Below are 17,801 nucleotides of genomic sequence, written 5' to 3'. Positions count from 1 at the left end.
TCCAGGAGCAGGCCATGACCGAACGCACCGTATTTCAATCCATGGCGCAGCGCCACGTCATCAGTGTGCTGCCCAGCGCCTCGGTCTACACCGCGGCTTGCGTGATGACACGCACCAACAGCAGCAGTGTGCTGGTGATCGATGCGGCCAACGCCATGATGGGCATCGTGACCGAGCGCGACATGATCACCCGGGTGCTGGCCAAATCGCAGGACGCCAGCCGCATTTTGGTGACCGAGATCATGACCCGCGGCCCGCACTGCGTGACGCCAGAGACCAAGGTCACCGATGCTGTGCTGATCATGATCGAGCGCGGCTTCCGGCACTTGCCGGTCGTCACCGCTGACACCAACAAGATTTTGGGCGTGTTCTCGGTGCGCGATGCCATGCCGCGCGAAGTCAACGCGGCAGTCAGTCTGGCGGAATTCAACGAGCAGGTGAACGACGCGCTCGGTTGATCACTTTCAGCGACATCACTCGGCTGACCGCCACCGTCTATGCCGCGTGCTTCTGTCTGTGCGGTGCCTGAAGCTGTTATCCCGACGCTTGGGTCGAAGCGTGAGCCCGTCTGGCGATCACTTGGCTTATCAATTCCTTGAGCTGCTGGCGGCTGATTGGCTTCACGATGTATCCGTCCACCCCAGCTTGAAACCCCGCTTCCTGCTCCTCTGGAAGGGCGGCAGCGGTTAACGCAAAGATTGGTGTCCTCACTGAGTCCGGGTTGGCGGCTTCGCGCGCGCGAATCCTGCGCGTTGCCTCCAAACCGCCCATCACAGGCATTTGCATATCCATCAGAATCAGGTCAAAGGTGTCCTGTGCATGCAGGTCCAGCGCCTCCTGGCCATTTTGCGCCAGCGCGTGGTGGTGATCCCACTTTTCAAGCAAGGTCAGAATCAGCATCTGGTTGACCGGGTGGTCTTCGACCACCAGTATCTTCAGGGTTTCGCTCGGCTGTTGCAGGTTATGCCGAGTCACCAGTTGCTTGGCTGGTGCCTCCTGTGCTGACCCTACCTCGCGGGCAAACAGGGTCTGAATGGCCAGCTCCAACTCATGCTGCGCAACCGGTTTGGTCAAATAGGCATCAATGCCGAGTTCGCGGCATTGCGCACCTTGACCCGGGCTGGCTACCGAAGACAGCAAGATGATCTTGATGGTAGAAAACCGGGGATCTCGTCTCAAACGACTGACAAACTCAAACCCGTCCATGCCGGGCATATGAAAGTCCAGCAGCAACAAGTCAAAACGCTGTACTTCGGACTCGTTGAGGATGGTGAGCGCCGAGGGTCCCGATGCCGCCTCAGTCAATTGCATGCCCCAGAGCTGCACCATGCGACCCAGCACCTGGCGATTGACTGCGTTGTCGTCGATCAGCAAAGCCCGTTTGTTTCGCAGATCCGGCAGTGGCACAGTCATACGCTCTGCGGCGGCCAACCCGAACGGCAGAAGCACATGAAAGGTGCTGCCGTGACCACTTTGACTCGCAACCCAGATGCGCCCACCCATCAAGGTGGCCAGGCGGTTGCAGATCGTGAGTCCCAGACCGGTACCGCCATAGCGGCGGGTGGTGGTCGAGTCCTCCTGCGTAAAGGCCTCGAAAATGAGTCTCTGCTTGTCGTCAGGTATGCCAATGCCGGTATCGCGGACGGCAAACTCCAATTGCACCACGTCCACGTCTTGGGACTGTACAGAAACCATCAGCTCGACCTCTCCAGCCTCGGTGAACTTGAGCGCATTGTTGAGCAGGTTGATGAGGATCTGGCGCAGGCGCCCCGGGTCGCCTTGAACGTGGCGTGGCACATCGTGGCGAACATCGCAAATCAGCTCAAGCTGACGCTCCTGGGCACGCATGGAAAGCGGTTTCATCACCGTGCTCACCAGACTGTGCAGATCGAACGCAATTCTTTCCACCACCATCTTCCCGGCTTCCATCTTGGAGAAGTCCAGAATGTCGTTGATGATGGTCAGCAGACCGTCGGCCGAGGATTTGACAATATTGAGATAGTCACGCTGCTCATTCGTGAGTTCGGTTTCAAGCGTCAGATCGGTCATGCCAATGACGCCATTCATCGGGGTGCGGATCTCATGGCTCATCGTGGCCAGAAAATCTGATTTGGCACGGCTGGCGTCCTCGGCGCGACGCACACTGGCCTGCAATTCAAGCTCAAGTGCCTCGCGTCTTGCCACCTCTTTGGCCAACGCAGAATTATCGTGTTGCAATTGAATGGTGCGCTGGCGCTGGCGGTCAAATGCGATCGCCGCCCACAACAGCAGGAAAGGAAAGACGCTCAGCGTGTACAGAAACAAGCTGGAACTGATGTGACCATACACCGTGTCCCGATCAATGACGGTGACCAGCGATAGCGCAATGCCGGGAACAGGCGTGCGCAACACCAGTTGATCTGACACTCCTAACGGCGCGTGCGTCAGAGCTGACAGTGGCAACAACCGATCGGCCGGGCGGGCCATCAGGTCCGCAATGAGGTCCGGGTCAAACGTCGTTGGGTTGTCGGCGACGGCCAGATTCAGGCCTTCCGGTGAAATCAGCAGTTCCTGGTAGTCTGGTGATGGCGTGCCGTTGCCCCCGGCGATCAACAGCGGCGCCAACTTCGTGAGGTCGCCGGTGGTGAGCACGACACCACTGTAGGTGCCTTTGTGCATTACGGGTGCACTCGCCGCAATCAGCCGGTGCCTGGCATCGACCCACAACTTGGCTTCTTTCCGAAAGCCAGCCGGTAGATCCAGCTTGGGGCCAACGCCTGAACTTTGCTCTGACAAGGCAACACCGCTTTCGTCAAAGAAAACAATCTCGCTGAGCAACGGTGTGCCGCGAACGATTTTTTGCTCTTTCTTGCGCCGGAAACGCTGATCAATGGCATCCAGATTGGCAATCAGCCCGTACTGCAGCGACATGCCCAATGCCTTATTGACCAGATAGGCATCAATCTCGAGGCTCTCCGCCAGATCGACCGTTTCGTCGCGGCGCTCGATCATCTGGTCGCCGATCGCCGCCGCTCGCCGCTGGCTGTCGGAAATCAGGCGGGCATCGGCGTTGGTGCGCAGCAGCGCCTGGGCAGAAAAAACATTCCACAGCAAGACCAGGGTGTAAAGACAAAAACTTGCCGCCAGAACCAGCGGCCAGCGCAATACGACGCGCCCGAACATTGCGGTGTTCCTTGAATCCAGCTTTTGTCCGATGGACCTGAATCAGCTCTTTCTAGCAAAAAAGTCCGGGAAATAGCGCCTTATACCGGGGTAATACTTGTCAACCAGTCTGTCGTAACTGCCATCTGTTTTGATCTTGAGCAGGTATTCATCGAACGCCTTGCGCAGCTCAGGGGCATCCTTCGGGAACGCCGCGGCCAGGTCCTGGTGCTCTGAAATCGGGCCAATCACCTTGATCTGACCCGCCCACTTCTTCAGGTCCAGAATCGCATCCGGGACGTCAAGCAGGGTCAAATCGGCGTCCTTGTTGAGCAGGGCGGGCACCATTTCATTGAGATTGGTGTTCTTGGTATAGGCCTTGAGGTCGATACCTACACCCTTGAGACCATAGTTGGACGGGTCCAGACAGGTGCGTTCCATCACCAGCAGACTGTTTTTGCCAATCAGGGACTTGGTTTCCACGATGTCCTTGAGCAAATCCTTCGAGCCCTTGATCGGGGTGAATTTGGCATCCGCGCGCGCCACCAACAGCACCTGCGACGGGAACGTCGGCTTGGAGTACAGCAATACGGCCTCACGCCAGGGCAGCATGGTGAAACCGGTGGCAATCATGTCCCCCTTGACCGGAAAGTCGCCTGTCAGGGTCACCTCGGCACCCTTGCGCACCACGTCCTTGCCCAGCAGGTCACGAATGACGTTGTAAAAATCGGTGTAGACCAGCGTGTACTTGACCCCGATGTGCTTGGCAAAGCCCTGCGCCAGTTCAACGTCAAAACCATCGCCCGAACCGGTCACAAAATTGGCGTACTTGATACCCAGGTGACGCAATTCACCTTTGGCCTGGATGTCTTTCAGGTCAGCAGCAGCCGCGACCGAAACAAAGGCGGCAAGCGTCAGCGAAACCAACCAGAAAATTGGTGCCTTTAGATTGGTCATGACTAGTCCTTTCAAAAACCAGAAACACTTGGCATCGACCGGCCCGCTGACAGCACTCTCAGTCACCAAACGAGATCCCAAGGTCGCGCCCGGTTTGCAGGGTGTCGCAGTCCAGCGGCACGTTACGCATACGCCCGGCCACTTCTTCCAGGCCTACATAGTCCACGCCGTTGATGCCCAGCGCCACCATCACACCGCTTTGGCCCGCATCCAGACCGCGCACCGCACCAGCGCCAAAGCGCAGCGCTGCGAGTCGGTCAAACGCCGTGGGGCTGCCGCCGCGTAGCAAATGGCCCAGCACCACCACGCGAGTGTCCTTGCCGGTCACGGTGCCCAGCCGGTTGGCCACGCTCTCGCCAATGCCGCCCAGCCGCTCGGCGTGGCCCACTTCAGCTGGAGCCACCAGCCCCAACACGCCGTCTTTGGCCTTGGCACCTTCGGCCACCACCACGATCGTGTACAGGTGGCCATGCGCCTCGCGCTCGCGCACCTTGGCCACCACCTTGTCGAGGTCGTAGCCAATTTCGGGGATCAGAATGGCATGGGCGTTGCCGGCAATGCCCGCATGCAGCGCAATCCAGCCGGCGTAGCGGCCCATCACCTCGACCACCATCACACGCTGGTGGCTCTCGGCGGTGCTGTGAAGCCGGTCCAGACACTCGGTGGCAAAACCCACAGCGGTGTCAAAACCGAACGTGGTCAGCGTCTTGTCCAGATCGTTGTCGATGGTTTTGGGCACACCCACCACCCGCAAACCCTTGCGGTGCAGTGCTTCGGCAATGGTCAGGGAGCCGTCGCCGCCAATCGACACCAGCGCGTCAATTTCATGGGTGGCGAAGTAAGTCAGCAATTCATCTGAACGGTCGATTTCGCGTACGCTGCCGTCGGGCATATTGACCGGGAAATGCAGCGGATTGCCTTTGTTGGTGGTGCCGAGAATGGTGCCGCCCAGGTGCCCGATGCCACGCACCTTGTCACGCGTCAGGCGGTAAACGCCACCCTCGGGGTAACGCTCGGGAAACATAATGCCGTTGAAGCCGTCGCGGATGCCGTAACACTGCCAGCCCAGGTTATCGGATGCGATCACCACCGATTGGATCACCGCGTTCAGGCCCGGTGCATCGCCACCGCCGGTGCAGACTGCAATGCGTTTGATAGTTTTTGCCATGCTGAAGTCCTCAGGTTAAGTCGTGGGGGGTTTCCCCATGTCGCCATTGTGCCGCAAGGCCATGGCCGAAGGGCGTCAAGGCATCTGATTTTGCTGCTGAAACGATACTATGTTTATAGCTACAAATACATATAGAACATGCGCTAGAGGCCAATTTCATTCCCAGTTACTTAACAGCCAGGGCCTGCAAGCGGCCCAGCTTGTGCGCCAGCTCCACGGCCGAACTGACGCCCATTTTTTCAAAAATATTGGCCCGGTGAAACTCCACTGTGCGCGGCGTGATGCCGAGCTGGTCGGCAATGTTCTTGTTGTACTGGCCGCGCACCAGTTGATCCAGAACCTCCCGCTCGCGCGGACTCAAACTGGCAAGGGCCAGGCGCATGCGCTGCGCCTCTGCTTCGTCGCTGCGGGTGTGTTGCGCTGCAGCCAGCGCTTGCTCCACCCGGTCCACCAGCTCGTTGTCCTGAAACGGCTTTTCCAGAAAGTCCCAGGCACCGTTTTTGACCGCCGCCACGGCCATGCCGACGTCGCCATTGCCGGTAAGAAACAGCACCGGCCAGGGACAGGCCAGTGCCTTGAGCTGCTCGAAAGTGACCAGCCCCGAAATCGGCGCCATGCGCACATCCAGCAAAACCACTGCGTGACCCCAATCACCCTGGCGCGACCGCATCGTGTCAAGAAAGACCTGGCCGCCGTCCCATGGGGTCGGTGCAAAACCGCGCGAGTCAAACAACCAGACCAGACCGTCACGAATGTCGGGGTCGTCGTCAACAATGTGTACTTCAGGGCGGGTCATGGGGTCTCCGGTTGGATCGTATTTTGCGGCGCCAATGGCAAAGCTGCGCTGAAGCGTGCACCGCCCAGCACCGGGTCACGCCCCACTTCCATGCGCCCATGGTGGGCTTCGACAATCGAGCGGCAGATGGCCAGGCCCATGCCCATGCCGCCTTCCTTGCGACTGACAAAAGCGTTGAAGATGCTGCTGTAGGCGTCTTCACTGACGCCCGGGCCGGTATCGGCCACCGACAGCAGCGCCAGCCCGGCCTCCAGATCCTGGCGCAAATCCAGCCACACCTGCGGGGCCTGGCTACCGCGCGCCGCCCAGTCCTGCGCGTTGCCCAACAGGTTGGCCACCAGGTGCTCCAGCAGCAACTCGTCCGCTTCGATCCAGATGGGCTGCGCCGGAGGCTGCCAACGCGGCGCGACAGCGGCAGAGTCCGTCCAACCGGCCAGGATGCGTGTCAACAGCGCCACCAGGTCAAGGCGCTGGCGTGACAGTTCACGCCGACGCGCAAAGTCATTGACGCGGCGGATGATGCCACCGGCACGCTCGGCCAGCCGCGCCATGCGTTCCACCACCGGCAGCAACTCGGGCAGGCTGATGTTTGCGTCACGCAACCGATTGAGTAGTCCGTTGGCAAAGCTGCTCAGGGCACCCAGCGGCTGGTTCAGCTCATGGGCCAGGGTGGAGGCCACCTCGCCCACCGCGATCAGGCGGCCTGAGGCCTCGAGCTTTTCCTGCTGAGCGGCAGCCATGCGCTGGGCGCGTTTGCGCTCACTGATGTCCATCACCGAGCTCATCCAGCCCATCTGCACACCGCCGGCGGTGTTGAGCGGTGCCTCGTGGATCAGCACGTCAATCAGGTGGCCGTCGCGGTGGGCAAACTGCACCTCCACACCTTCGTCCTGCGTTCCGCTGGTCATCAGGCTCTCATGCACCCGTGCCAGCGACTCGGCCTGATCTTGCGGCCAATACGGAAACGGTGTGCTGCGCCCGATCAGCTCGCTGGCGTCATATCCCACCATGCGCGCAAAGGCCGCATTCACGTACAGGATGCGCCCAGCCAGGTCCCAGGCGCGCAGGCCGATGGTGACCGAGCTCTCCATGGCGGTGCGCAAGGCCACCTGCGCCTGCAACAACGCCTGCACCTGCTGACGCTTGACAAAGTCGCGCCGCAAGGCATACAGCGCCACCAGCATGCCCAGTAAACACAGCAAGGCGACCAGGAAAAAAATGCGCGGCACGGTGGCCGGCTGCGCCTGGATCTGGTCGACTTGCAGAAACAGGTCGGTCCCTGGCAGGTTCAGTGCCACCCGGTAGTCGCTGCCGTCTGTCGCAGGCCAGGGGCGGGTATCCGCCGCGGCAGGCGGGTCCAGGTGCAAAACCACCCGATGCTCCTGGGCAAACCAGGCGGGTACGAGTGCTGCCAGCGCTCGCTGCAGCGAGACTGCTGCCAGATAGTTGCCAACAAACTGGCCACGCTCAAAAAACGGTACCGCCAGCCACACCACATCGGTGGCGCTGCCATCGGCCTGGCGCATCCAGCCCGCGTAAGCGGCACGGCGCAAACCCTGCGTCGTGGCTTGCATCAATGTCAGTGCCTGGGCGTTGTCCGGGTGCGTTGAATGATCAGCCCGCCAGCGCGCTGGCCCCAACGCCGGCACACCGATTGCACGGGATGCCATCCAGCCGCTGGCCAGCAATACCCCCGGTTCGCGCCACAGCATCCCGCCTTGCAAGGCCGGTGCCGCGGATGCCCCTGCCTGCGCATCGGCGCCCTGCAGCACAACCTGACGCGCCAGCACCAGCAGGTCGTCTTCAAGCCGCCTGAAATGGAACTGCACACTTTGCTCCAGCCACTGTGCATCGGCCGCACGACGCCGGGCCGCCTCTTCCTGCTCGAAATTGTTCAGGTACAACAGCAACATCGCCACCAACCCCAACAACAAGGCCAGCAGACCGAGCAGCCAGAGCAGCGCCAGCCGATTGCGACCCGCCGGGCGCGACACCGACTTTTGCAGCAAGGCAAAGTCAAGTGAATGGTCAGCAGGCGAGTAGGCTGAGTGGGCCATCGGTGGCAGCGGATGATGAAACGTGGGTCCCCGCATAATAGCCAGCATGTCAGCACCCGTGTTATGTGTCAGCTCCGACCGCCGGCAATGGCTGCGTGCCATGGGTGTTGCTGCCTTGGCCGTGCAGGGACGACACGCCAAGGCAGCGCCGATCACCCTGCGCTTTTCACATGTGGTCGCTGAAGAAACACCCAAGGGCCTGGCGGCCACCCGTTTCAAGGCACTGGTCGAGCAACGCGCCGGCGGGCGCATCAGGGTGCAGATTTTTCCCAATGCGCAGCTGTATGGCGATCACGACGAAATGCGCGCCCTGCAGTTGGGTGCCGTGGATCTGGTGGCACCATCACTGTCAAAATTTGGCCGCATCGGCCTGCCCGAGTTCGAACTGTTTGACCTGCCTTTCTTGTTCGATGATCTGGCGGATGTGCGCCGCATCACCAAAGGCCCGCTGGGGCAAAAACTGTTCAAGGGGCTGTCCAATCAGGGCTTGCAGGGTTTGGGCTACTTTGACAACGGTTTCAAGCAGATGAGCGCCAACCGGCCACTGCGACATCCCGCGGACTTCGCGGGTTTGCGGATGCGGGTGCAAGCATCCCGCGTGATTGCGGATCAAATGCGTGCGCTGGGTGCCCATCCGGTCACACTGGCATTCAGCGAAACCCGCCAGGCGCTGGCCAGTGGCGTCGTGGATGGCACCGAGAACCCGGTCTCCAACTTCTGGACCCAGTCCATGCACGAGGTCCAGACCGACCTCAGCCTCACCCAACACGGCTACCTCGGTTACGCCGTCGTCACCAACCAGCGCTTCTGGCAACACCTGCAACAGGCAGACCGTGCCCTGATCGATCAAGCTTTGCAAGAGGCGCTGGCCTACGCCAACCAGATTGCCGACGACCACAACGACCGGTCCCTGGCCACGCTCAGACAAACCGGGATCACCCGCGTTCACACCCTGACTGACAGGCAACGCACCAGCCTGCAACATGCGGTGCGCCCGGTACACCAGCAACTAACCCAACGCATCGGCGCAAGCTGGACTGAGGCATTGCAGGCGGCACTGGCGCAACGCCTCTAATGGCTCAGGGTCCGGCCGCTCTAAAGTACCACGCCGCGTTTTTTCAGAATACGCGGCAGAATCAGGACACCAATCACGACAAAGATCATGATCACGGAGACCGGGCGCTGCAGGAACACCATGGCACTGCCTTCACCGATCGACATCGCGTTGCGCAGCTGAGCCTCGGCCAGCGGGCCTAGAATCATCGCCACCACCACCGGCGCCGACGGAATGCTGAAGCGGCGCATCACCAAACCCAGCACCCCAATGCCATACAACAGGAACAGGTCAAACATGCTTTGGCGCATGCCATACGCCCCTACCGTGGCAAAAATCAGGATACCGGCGTAGAGCCGTGGGCGTGGAATCTTGAGCAACTTGACCCACAGGCCCACCAGCGGCAGGTTCAGCACCAGCAGCATCACGTTGCCAATATAGAGCGAGGCAATCAGCGCCCAGACCAGGGCCGCCGAGTTGGTAAACAACTGCGGGCCGGGCTGAATGCCGTAGTTCTGAAACGCCCCCAGCATGACCGCCGTGGTGTTGGACACCGGAATGCCCAACGTCAGCAGCGGAATCATGGCGGTGGTCACGGTGGCGTTGTTGGCGGCTTCGGGGCCGGCCACACCTTCAATGGCGCCCACCGTGCCAAACTCTTCGCGGTTGCTACCTTTGGCCAGGTTTTTCTCAACGGCGTAGCTCAAAAAGGTGGGTATTTCGGTGCCACCGGCCGGAATACAGCCAAACGGCGCGCCAATGGCGGTGCCGCGCATCCACGCCGGAATCGAACGACGCCAGTCGGCGCGCGACATGGTGACGCGGGTCAGTTTGTGCTCGTGGCGGATCTGCCTGCCCTCAAACAGCACCACATGCATGGCCTCGGCCACGGCAAACAGGCCCACGGCCACCAATACGATGTTGATGCCATCGAGCAGCTCGGGCACGCCAGCGGTGTAGCGCGCCTGTCCGGTGATCTGGTCCATGCCGATCAGACCAATGGCCAGGCCAATGAACAGCGCCAGCAAGCCGCGCAAGGTGCTTTGGCCCAAAACCGCACTCACCGTAGTGAACGCCAGCAGCATCAGCATGAAATACTCGGGCGGGCCCAGTTGCACGGCGTAATTGGCGAGCATCGGCGCAAACAGCGTGACCACCACCGTGGCAAACGTGCCGGCAATGAACGAGCCGATGGCCGAGGTAGCCAGGGCCGCACCGGCGCGCCCGCTTTTGGCCATCTTGTTGCCCTCCATCGCGGTCACCATGCTGGAGCTGTTGCTGGGCGTGTTGAGCAAGATCGACGTGGTCGAACCACCATACATCGCACCGTAATAGATACCGGCAAAAAAGATCATTGACGCGGTGGCGTCCACCTTGGCGGTGATCGGTAGCAGCATGGCCACCGCGGTGGCCGGGCCAATGCCGGGCAGCACGCCAGTGGCGGTACCCAAGGCGCAACCAACAAAGGCCCACATCAGGTTGGCCGGGGTGCCGGCGGTGGCAAAACCATTGACCAAATGGGTCCAGACATCAATTTCCATCAGATCCACCCACCTTGCGTCAGACCTGGCAGCTTGATCGCCAGAAACTTACCAAACACCCAAAACACCGGTACCGAGATCAGCAAGCCACTGACCAGATCGATCACCCAGGGCTTCCAGCCGCGTAGCGTCTCGCCCTCGGCCTCACGCAGCCCGCGTGCGGCAAACACAAAACACAGCGTGCAACTGAACACAAAGCCGACGGTGTCGATTAGGGCGGCGCTGCCCAGCATGCCCGCCGACATCCAGGCAAAACCCAGCCAGAACGGATGCGCGTCGCCACTCGAAGGTTCTTCCATCTCGCGAAACCCGCCAGTGCGAATCTCGTAAAACATGAAGCCGCTGCACAACAGCAGCGCAACCGACACCACCCAGGGCAGAAAATTCGGCCCGACGCCAGCGTAGCCGGCATCTGAGGGGATGCTGATGGCCGCGTAAGCCATCAGTATCCCCACCAGCAAAGTCGCCAGGGTCACCGCCGTTTGGTAACGCTGGCTTCGACGGTCAAGCATCAGAGCATCCCGGCCAGGTGCATGGTGCCGCGCAGGCTGGAAAACTCGCTGTCAACAAATTCGTCAAATGCCTTGCCGGTCAGCACGGCTGGCGTCCAGTCGTTCTTGGCGAGCGAGTCGGTCCAGGCTTTTGATTTGGTGGCTTTCACCACAATGTCGGTCAGCGCAGCACGTTGCTCTGCGGTAATACCAGGGGCCCCGTAGACGCCACGCCAGTTGCCCAGCACCACGTCGAAACCTTGTTCTTTGAGCGTGGGCGTGGCATTGCCGGTGAAACGCTTCTCCGAGGTCACACCCACGGCGCGCATCTTGCCGGCTTTGATGTACTCGCTCATCTCGCTCATGCCGCCGCCGCCAATCGTGACATTGCCACCCAGGATGGCCGCCACTGCTTCACCGCCGCCGCGGAAAGCCACATAGTTGACCTTTTTAGGATCAACACCCACCTTGGTCGCCAGCATGGAGGCGCAAATGTGTTCGGTGGATCCGCGTGAGCCGCCGCCCCACTTCACGCTGCCGGGGTCTTTTTGCATTTGCGCCACCACGTCTTTCATCGACTTGATCGGCGAATCTGAAGGCACCACAAAGACGTTGTATTCGCTGGTGATACGGGCGATCGGCGTGGCCTGACTCAGTGTGATTTGCGGTTTGCCGGTGATGATGCCGCCCACCATGACGGCGCCGGTGATGATGATGGCATTGGGGTCGCCCTTGCTGCCGTTGACAAACTGTGCCAGGCCAATCACCCCTGCTGCGCCGCCCTTGTTGTCGAATTGCACCGTGTCTGCCGCTTTGGCGTCGAGCATGGCAGCGCCCAATGCGCGACCGGTCATGTCCCAGCCGCCACCCGGATTCGCTGGAATCATCATCTTGATGGCTGCGCCAGCGCGAGCACTCAACGGAAAACTACTTGCCACAGCCACGGCTGCCATCGACTTCAGAAAGGTATCACGACGCATGAAGGTCTCCTAGGGTTAAAGAACCACCCTATGATGCGGCACGTGCCTGTCATTCAGCTGTCCAAAACCTAAGGAAAAACCCTAGTTTCCTGCCATGCGCCTACTGTTGATAGAAGACGATGTCTCTCTGCACACCACCTTGCAGCGCAGTTTGGTGCGCAGTGGCATGCGTGTCGACATTTGTGCCGATGGCAAGCGTGCCTTGGACTCGTGGGCAGCCACGCAGCCCGACGTGGTGGTGCTTGATCTGACTTTGCCCGGGCTCGACGGGCTCGAGGTGCTGGCGCAAGCCAGGGCCGCCAAGCTCGATACGCCGGTGTTGATTCTGACCGCCCGAAGCACCGTGGGTGATCGGGTACTGGGGCTCAATGCCGGAGCTGACGACTATCTGGCCAAGCCCTTTGACCTCGACGAACTTGAAGCACGGGTGCGCGCGCTGCACCGACGTCACAGCACGCGCGTACGCGACACCTGGGACGATAGCCTGAAGTGGGGACAGCTGCGCTATGACCGGGACAGCGGTGCGATTTACCACCAGCATCAGGTACTGGACCTGGCGCCCCGGGAACTCGCAATGTTGCGTATCCTGATGGACAAAGCCGGCCATGCTGTCAGCAAGGAGCGCCTTTTCGAACTGGTTTTCCCCGGGGAGACACAGGTGCATTTTGAAGCCATTGAAGTGGTTGCGTACCGTCTGCGTAAAAAACTGGCTGACAAGGGCCTCCAGGTGGTGACCTTGCGCGGACTGGGGTATTTGCTCAAGGCAATGCCATAACATGAGTTGGCTGAGCCGCACACCTTCCGCGCCACCGTCGCTGCGGCAGCATTTGCTCATTGGTATTCTGGTGCCCGTTGTGCTGTTTGTCATCGTCGATACGTTCAGCCTTTACCGCCAGGCATTGGCCGCGGTCAATGTGGCCTATGACCGCACCTTGCTGGCGTCGGCCAAAGCCATCGGCGAGCTGCTCGATGTGGAAGGAGTCGAGGAGCAGGCGCGCATCCAGGCCAAGATACCTTATTCGGCCTTGGAGGCCTTTGAGGCCGACAACCGCAGCCGCATGACTTACCGCGTTGCGGACGCCCGTGGTAACTGGATTGATGGCGCTCAGGACCTGCCAGCCTGGACCGGTAAATTGCCGGATCAGGGTCCGTATGCCGCGCTGGTTGACTTCTATGACGACGAGTTCCGGGGTGATGCGGTGCGGGTGGCGGTTTTGCTACAGCCGGTCGCCAGCAGCCGTGGCCTCGCCATGGCCACCGTGCAGGTGGCTGAAACGCTGGAGCTGCGTCGCACCCTGGCACGGCAGATTCTGGTGGACACCTTGCAACGCCAGGCCATTCTGATCAGTGTCATTGTCATCGTGGTGCTGGTAGTGGTGCAACGCGTGACCCGCCCCGTTCGACGTTTGAGCGAGCAAATGGACAAACGCCAGGAAGACAATCTGCAGCCCATCGAAGCCTCTGATCTCCCAAGTGAAATACGGCCCTTGACCGACGCCACCAACCAGGTCATGTTTCGATTGCAGCACCTGCTGGAAAACCAGAAACGGTTTGTACGGGATGCAGCGCACCAGCTTCGCACACCACTGGCGGTGCTCAAGGTGCAGGTGCAGTCTGCCTTGCGCGGTGACCTTCCGGCCACAGCAGCCTTGCAGGAAATTCAGATGACCGTGGACCGGGCCTCATTGCTGGCCAACCAGATGCTTTCACTGGCGAAAGTGGAGCAACTTAGGCAGCAGGCTGATTTTCGGTGGCTGGATTGGGACCACATCGTGCGCGATGTGGCAGTTGACCTGTCTCCCCTGATCGCGCAAAAGGACCTTGACTTTGAACTCACCACCGTCCCCTGCAGCGTGCACGGGCACGAATGGATGCTGCGCGAAATGGTACGAAATCTGCTGCACAACGCCATCCATCATTGCCGGCCTGAAGGCAAATTGCACATTCACCTGATTACACAAGATGATTCCGCCCAACTGATCATCCGCGATAGCGGGCCGGGCATCGATGACGACCTGCGTTTGCGGCTGTTTCAACCTTTTGCCACGGGCAATGCGCGCTCGGGCACCGGTTTGGGGCTGACGATCGTGCGCGAAATCGTGGCGGCCATGGCCGGCAGCATACAGATGATCAATTGTCTGAACGCCGGGAGCATTGTCGGGATGGAAGCCATCGTGACCTTTCCTTTGGGCAAGCCCCTTCAAATGATCGACAAGCCGGGCGTGACCACGCCTGGCTGACTGAATGCGTGGCCCGAGGCGCGACTATTTTCGATAGCGCAACAAGAACTGATCCGTCCCCTGCGGCAGTTTGAGAACCGCCACGGCAGGCCCTGACTGGGTCCTAGGGGTTATCCCTAGCTGTTGAACACCACAGTTGCCCTACCCTCGGGCCAGCGTTAACCTTCACCGGCTTCGTTAATCCAGTCCATTCCATCAGGAGACAAAAATGAAATTGAAAACAGTTCTGGCCGCTGCTTTACTGGCCCTTGGTTTGAGCGTCAACGCACAAACCATCATCAAATTCAGCCACGTCGTGGCCGCCGACACACCCAAGGGCAAGGCGTCTGAATTTTTTGCCAAAAAGGCCGCCGAATTGACCAAGGGCAAGGTCAAGGTTGAGGTCTACGCCAACAGCGCCCTGTACAAGGACAAGGAAGAAATGGAAGCCCTTCAAATGGGCTCGGTGCAGATGCTCGCTCCGTCGCTGGCCAAGTTTGGCCCCTTGGGCGTGAAAGAGTTTGAAGCGTTTGACCTGCCGTTCATTTTTGATGATCGCGCCGAATTGCACAAGATCACCCAAGGTCCGGTAGGCGCCTCGTTGATGGCCAAACTCCAGTCGCGTGGCATCACGGGCTTGGCGTTCTGGGACAACGGCTTCAAGTCATTTTCTGCCAACGCTCCACTGAAAACTGTGGCTGATTACAAAGGCAAGAAATACCGCATTCAGTCGTCGAAGGTGCTTGAAGAGCAGATCCGCGCGGTGGGCGGCATTCCGCAGGTGATTGCTTTTGGTGAAACCTACCAGGCGCTGCAAACCGGCGTGGTAGACGGCACCGAGAACCCGATTTCCAACTTTTTCACGCAAAAAATGCACGAGGTGCAAAAGCACCTGACGCTGACCAACCACGGCTACCTGGGCTACGCGGTCATCGTCAACAAGAAGTTCTGGGATGGCCTGCCCGCCGATGTGCGCGCGCCACTTGAGCAGGCCCTGAAAGAGGCCACCGACTACGCCAACAAGATTGCCCAGGAAGAAAACGACAAGGCCCTTGAAGGCGTGAAAGCCAGCGGCAAGACCACCATTTACACCCCCACCGCCGACGAGCGTCTGGCTCTGAAAAAAGCGATGGCACCCGTGCACACCAAGATGGCTGAGCGCGTCGGCAAAGAGACCTTGCAAGAGATCTACAAAGCCACTGGCTTTGACCCTGCCAAGCTGTAAAGCTCTTCCACTGCCAACCCCGCTCGAACTTCGTTTGACGGGGTTTTTTTGACTCTAGCGCACGTCCATCGGGCGCTGTTCACTCATCTTTTGAGGCATATCGCCATGAAGTATCTCAATCACTTGGAGGAATGGCTGATCACCTTCCTCATGGGCGCGGCGACGCTGATTATTTTTGTAGCGGTGTTGCATCGCTACGCGGCGGGTTGGCCCATTCCGGGTGTGCAGGACTGGTTGCTGACGATCAACCTGACCTGGGCGCAAGAGCTGACCATCATCATGTTTGTCTGGATGGCCAAATTTGGCGCTGCCTACGGCGTGCGCACTGGCATCCACGTGGGCGTGGACGTGCTCATCAACCGCCTGACCCGACCCAACCGGGGCAAGGCCGTGATGTTTGGCCTGAGCGCCGGTGCCTTGTTCACTTTCATTGTGGCGATTCTTGGCGCGCGCTTTGTCTGGGAGAACGGCGCGCACTACTGGTTCTTTACCCACCTGGGTCTGAATGTGGGCGATGTGCCCGAAGGCCCCACCACCCCCGACCTGGAACTGCCCACCTGGATGGTGTATTCCGCCATCCCGCTGGGCACCAGCCTGATGTGCTTTCGCTTTTTGCAGGTCTTGACCAACTTTGTCAAGACGGGCGAACTGCCGCACCACGACCACGGCCATGTCGATGGCATCGAAGAAGAAGTGCTGCCCGTGGATGTCAACCCCTACGAAATGTCAGACAACCTGCATCCGCGCGACTTGGCGCACAAGCCAGACTTTAGCTTGCACGCAGCCAATCGCATTGCACGCGAGAAGGCCGAAGCCGAAGCGGCCGCTGCTGCTGCAGCACAAGACGCGAACAAGGGAGACCGTTCATGAACGCCGCCATCATCTTCATCTTGCTGGCGGTGCTGATGCTCACCGGCATGCCGATCTCGATCTCGCTGGGCCTCACTGTTCTGACCTTCTTGTTTGGTTTTACCAATGTGCCGCTTGAGTCGGTGGCGCTGAAACTGTTCACCGGTATCGAGAAGTTCGAGATCATGGCGATCCCGTTCTTCATTCTGGCGGGCAACTTTTTGACCCACGGCGGTGTGGCGCGGCGCATGATCAACTTTGCCTCCAGCATGGTGGGCCACTGGTACGGCGGCCTGGGGCTGGCCGGGGTGCTGGCCTGCGCCCTGTTTGCGGCGGTGTCGGGTTCCAGCCCCGCCACGGTGGTGGCGATTGGCTCGATCTTGCTGCCGGCGATGGTCAAGGCCGGTTTCCCAAGCAAGTTTGGCGCCGGTGTGATCACCACCTCGGGCGCTTTGGGCATCCTGATTCCGCCAAGCATCGTGATGGTGATGTACTCGGTGGCGACCAACACCAGCGTGGGTGCGCTGTTCATGGCCGGCGTGGTGCCAGGCATTGCCCTGGCCATGACGCTGGGTGGCGTCACCTACTACCGGGCGCGCAAGTTCAACTACCCGCGCCTGCCGGCGGCCAGCTGGGGCCAGCGCCTCAAGGCATTCAAGGAGTCCGCCTGGGGTTTGCTGCTGATCGTGATCGTGATGGGCGGGATTTATGCGGGCATCTTCACACCCACCGAAGCAGCGGCCATGAGTGCTGTCTATGCCTTTGTGGTGGCGGTGTTTGTCTACAAGGACATGGGGCTCAAAGACGTGCCGCGCGTGCTGCTGAACTCGGCCAACATGGCCGCCATGCTGCTGTACATCATCACCAACGCGGTGCTGTTCAGCTTCATCATGACCAACGAGAACATTCCGCAAGCCCTGGCCGACTGGATGCTGGGCAATGGCCTGGGCATGATCACCTTCTTGCTGGCGTGCAACGTGATCTTGCTGCTGGCGGGCAACTTCATGGAGCCGTCTTCCATCGTGCTGATCTTTGCGCCGATTTTGTTCCCGGTGGCGATGAAGCTGGGCATTGACCCGGTGCACTTTGGCATCATCATGGTCGTGAACATGGAGGTCGGCATGTGCCACCCACCGGTGGGCTTGAACCTGTATGTGGCCAGCGGCATCACCAAGATGGGCATTACCGAGCTGACGGTGGCGGTCTGGCCGTGGCTGCTGGCGATGCTGGGCTTTTTGATGGTGGTCACCTACTGGCCTGGCCTCTCGCTGTGGTTCCCGCGGATGCTGGGGATGATGTAGCGCCCCTCCTGACCTCAAGTTT

At 60.1% G+C, this 17,801-nt stretch carries 14 protein-coding genes and 1 pseudogene; 7 read left to right on the top strand and 8 right to left on the bottom strand.

Annotation, left to right across the window (positions count from 1 at the left end):
* Positions 1-14: 14 nt before the first annotated feature.
* Positions 15-458, top strand: coding sequence for a CBS domain-containing protein (locus KBF66_RS08065; protein ID WP_296654891.1), 444 nt, complete (start codon positions 15-17; stop codon positions 456-458).
* A 76-nt stretch (positions 459-534) separates the two neighbouring features.
* On the opposite strand, the gene KBF66_RS08060 is transcribed toward KBF66_RS08065, so the two are convergent.
* From KBF66_RS08060 to KBF66_RS08040, 5 genes are all read right to left on the bottom strand, one after another.
* A complete protein-coding gene (locus KBF66_RS08060) occupies positions 535-3,162 on the bottom strand; it encodes a response regulator (protein ID WP_296654889.1) in 2,628 nt (875 codons plus the stop codon).
* Positions 3,163-3,204: 42 nt separating this feature from the next.
* Entirely contained in the window at positions 3,205-4,098 is an 894-nt protein-coding gene (locus tag KBF66_RS08055; RefSeq protein WP_296654885.1) for a transporter substrate-binding domain-containing protein, read from the bottom strand.
* Between the two features lie 58 nt (positions 4,099-4,156).
* A complete protein-coding gene (locus KBF66_RS08050) occupies positions 4,157-5,266 on the bottom strand; it encodes an ATP-dependent 6-phosphofructokinase (protein WP_296654883.1) in 1,110 nt (369 codons plus the stop codon).
* 166 nt (positions 5,267-5,432) lie between these two features.
* Positions 5,433-6,062: a LuxR C-terminal-related transcriptional regulator gene (locus KBF66_RS08045; RefSeq protein WP_296654882.1), complete on the bottom strand. Its 630-nt coding sequence runs from the start codon at positions 6,060-6,062 to the stop codon at positions 5,433-5,435.
* On the bottom strand, positions 6,059-8,119 hold the full coding sequence (locus KBF66_RS08040) for a PAS domain-containing sensor histidine kinase (RefSeq protein ID WP_296654880.1): 2,061 nt from the start codon (positions 8,117-8,119) through the stop codon (positions 6,059-6,061). The genes KBF66_RS08045 and KBF66_RS08040 overlap by 4 nt, the downstream gene beginning before the upstream one ends.
* A 46-nt stretch (positions 8,120-8,165) precedes the next feature.
* On the opposite strand from KBF66_RS08040, the gene KBF66_RS08035 reads away from it, so the two are divergent.
* A complete protein-coding gene (locus tag KBF66_RS08035; protein WP_296654878.1) occupies positions 8,166-9,194 on the top strand; it encodes a TRAP transporter substrate-binding protein in 1,029 nt (342 codons plus the stop codon).
* Between the two features lie 20 nt (positions 9,195-9,214).
* On the opposite strand, the gene KBF66_RS08030 is transcribed toward KBF66_RS08035, so the two are convergent.
* Genes KBF66_RS08030 through KBF66_RS08020 form a run of 3 tightly spaced genes read right to left on the bottom strand, consistent with a single transcriptional unit; the run spans position 9,215 to position 12,185 of the window.
* Positions 9,215-10,708, bottom strand: a complete 1,494-nt coding sequence (locus KBF66_RS08030; protein ID WP_296654914.1) for a tripartite tricarboxylate transporter permease — start codon at positions 10,706-10,708, stop codon at positions 9,215-9,217.
* Between the two features lie 5 nt (positions 10,709-10,713).
* Positions 10,714-11,226 carry a tripartite tricarboxylate transporter TctB family protein gene (locus KBF66_RS08025; protein ID WP_296654877.1) on the bottom strand — a complete coding sequence of 171 codons (513 nt, stop codon included), beginning with the start codon at positions 11,224-11,226 and terminating at the stop codon, positions 10,714-10,716.
* Positions 11,226-12,185, bottom strand: a complete 960-nt coding sequence (locus tag KBF66_RS08020) for a tripartite tricarboxylate transporter substrate-binding protein (protein WP_296654875.1) — start codon at positions 12,183-12,185, stop codon at positions 11,226-11,228. The genes KBF66_RS08025 and KBF66_RS08020 overlap by 1 nt, the downstream gene beginning before the upstream one ends.
* Before the next feature lie 94 nt (positions 12,186-12,279).
* Here KBF66_RS08020 and KBF66_RS08015 point away from each other — a divergent pair, with 94 nt between their 5' ends.
* The 5 genes and pseudogenes from KBF66_RS08015 to KBF66_RS07995 all read left to right on the top strand — a co-directional run bounded on the left by KBF66_RS08015 (position 12,280) and on the right by KBF66_RS07995 (position 17,779).
* Positions 12,280-12,960 (top strand): response regulator transcription factor, encoded by a 681-nt coding sequence (locus tag KBF66_RS08015; protein WP_296654874.1) that lies wholly within the window; start codon positions 12,280-12,282, stop codon positions 12,958-12,960.
* 1 nt (position 12,961) lies between these two features.
* The gene (locus KBF66_RS08010) at positions 12,962-14,425 is read left to right on the top strand and encodes a sensor histidine kinase (protein WP_296654873.1); all 1,464 of its coding nucleotides are present in this window, start codon (positions 12,962-12,964) and stop codon (positions 14,423-14,425) included.
* Between the two features lie 208 nt (positions 14,426-14,633).
* Positions 14,634-15,629 (top strand): TRAP transporter substrate-binding protein, encoded by a 996-nt coding sequence (locus tag KBF66_RS08005; protein WP_296654872.1) that lies wholly within the window; start codon positions 14,634-14,636, stop codon positions 15,627-15,629.
* Positions 15,630-15,734: 105 nt separating this feature from the next.
* Positions 15,735-16,322 (top strand): annotated as a pseudogene (locus KBF66_RS08000) (TRAP transporter small permease); the annotation flags it as partial.
* 173 nt (positions 16,323-16,495) lie between these two features.
* Positions 16,496-17,779 carry a TRAP transporter large permease subunit gene (locus KBF66_RS07995; RefSeq protein ID WP_296654871.1) on the top strand — a complete coding sequence of 428 codons (1,284 nt, stop codon included), beginning with the start codon at positions 16,496-16,498 and terminating at the stop codon, positions 17,777-17,779.
* Positions 17,780-17,801 lie beyond the last annotated feature (22 nt).

Source organism: Rhodoferax sp., from assembly GCF_018063565.1.
Classification (GTDB): Bacteria; Pseudomonadota; Gammaproteobacteria; order Burkholderiales; family Burkholderiaceae_C; genus Rhodoferax.
This window is presented reverse-complemented; position numbering and strand designations above follow the sequence as displayed.

What these genes read in the sequence shown, in the direction of transcription:
- KBF66_RS08015 (WP_296654874.1), top strand. Translation starts at nt 12,280, where the DNA reads ATGCGCCTACTGTTGATAGAAGACGATGTCTCTCTGCACACCACCTTG.
- KBF66_RS08065 (WP_296654891.1), top strand. Translation starts at nt 15, where the DNA reads ATGACCGAACGCACCGTATTTCAATCCATGGCGCAGCGCCACGTCATC.
- KBF66_RS07995 (WP_296654871.1), top strand. Translation starts at nt 16,496, where the DNA reads ATGAACGCCGCCATCATCTTCATCTTGCTGGCGGTGCTGATGCTCACC.
- KBF66_RS08060 (WP_296654889.1), bottom strand. Translation starts at nt 3,162, where the DNA reads ATGTTCGGGCGCGTCGTATTGCGCTGGCCGCTGGTTCTGGCGGCAAGT.
- KBF66_RS08025 (WP_296654877.1), bottom strand. Translation starts at nt 11,226, where the DNA reads ATGCTTGACCGTCGAAGCCAGCGTTACCAAACGGCGGTGACCCTGGCG.
- KBF66_RS08010 (WP_296654873.1), top strand. Translation starts at nt 12,962, where the DNA reads ATGAGTTGGCTGAGCCGCACACCTTCCGCGCCACCGTCGCTGCGGCAG.
- KBF66_RS08050 (WP_296654883.1), bottom strand. Translation starts at nt 5,266, where the DNA reads ATGGCAAAAACTATCAAACGCATTGCAGTCTGCACCGGCGGTGGCGAT.
- KBF66_RS08035 (WP_296654878.1), top strand. Translation starts at nt 8,166, where the DNA reads ATGTCAGCACCCGTGTTATGTGTCAGCTCCGACCGCCGGCAATGGCTG.
- KBF66_RS08040 (WP_296654880.1), bottom strand. Translation starts at nt 8,119, where the DNA reads ATGGCCCACTCAGCCTACTCGCCTGCTGACCATTCACTTGACTTTGCC.
- KBF66_RS08045 (WP_296654882.1), bottom strand. Translation starts at nt 6,062, where the DNA reads ATGACCCGCCCTGAAGTACACATTGTTGACGACGACCCCGACATTCGT.
- KBF66_RS08020 (WP_296654875.1), bottom strand. Translation starts at nt 12,185, where the DNA reads ATGCGTCGTGATACCTTTCTGAAGTCGATGGCAGCCGTGGCTGTGGCA.
- KBF66_RS08005 (WP_296654872.1), top strand. Translation starts at nt 14,634, where the DNA reads ATGAAATTGAAAACAGTTCTGGCCGCTGCTTTACTGGCCCTTGGTTTG.
- KBF66_RS08055 (WP_296654885.1), bottom strand. Translation starts at nt 4,098, where the DNA reads ATGACCAATCTAAAGGCACCAATTTTCTGGTTGGTTTCGCTGACGCTT.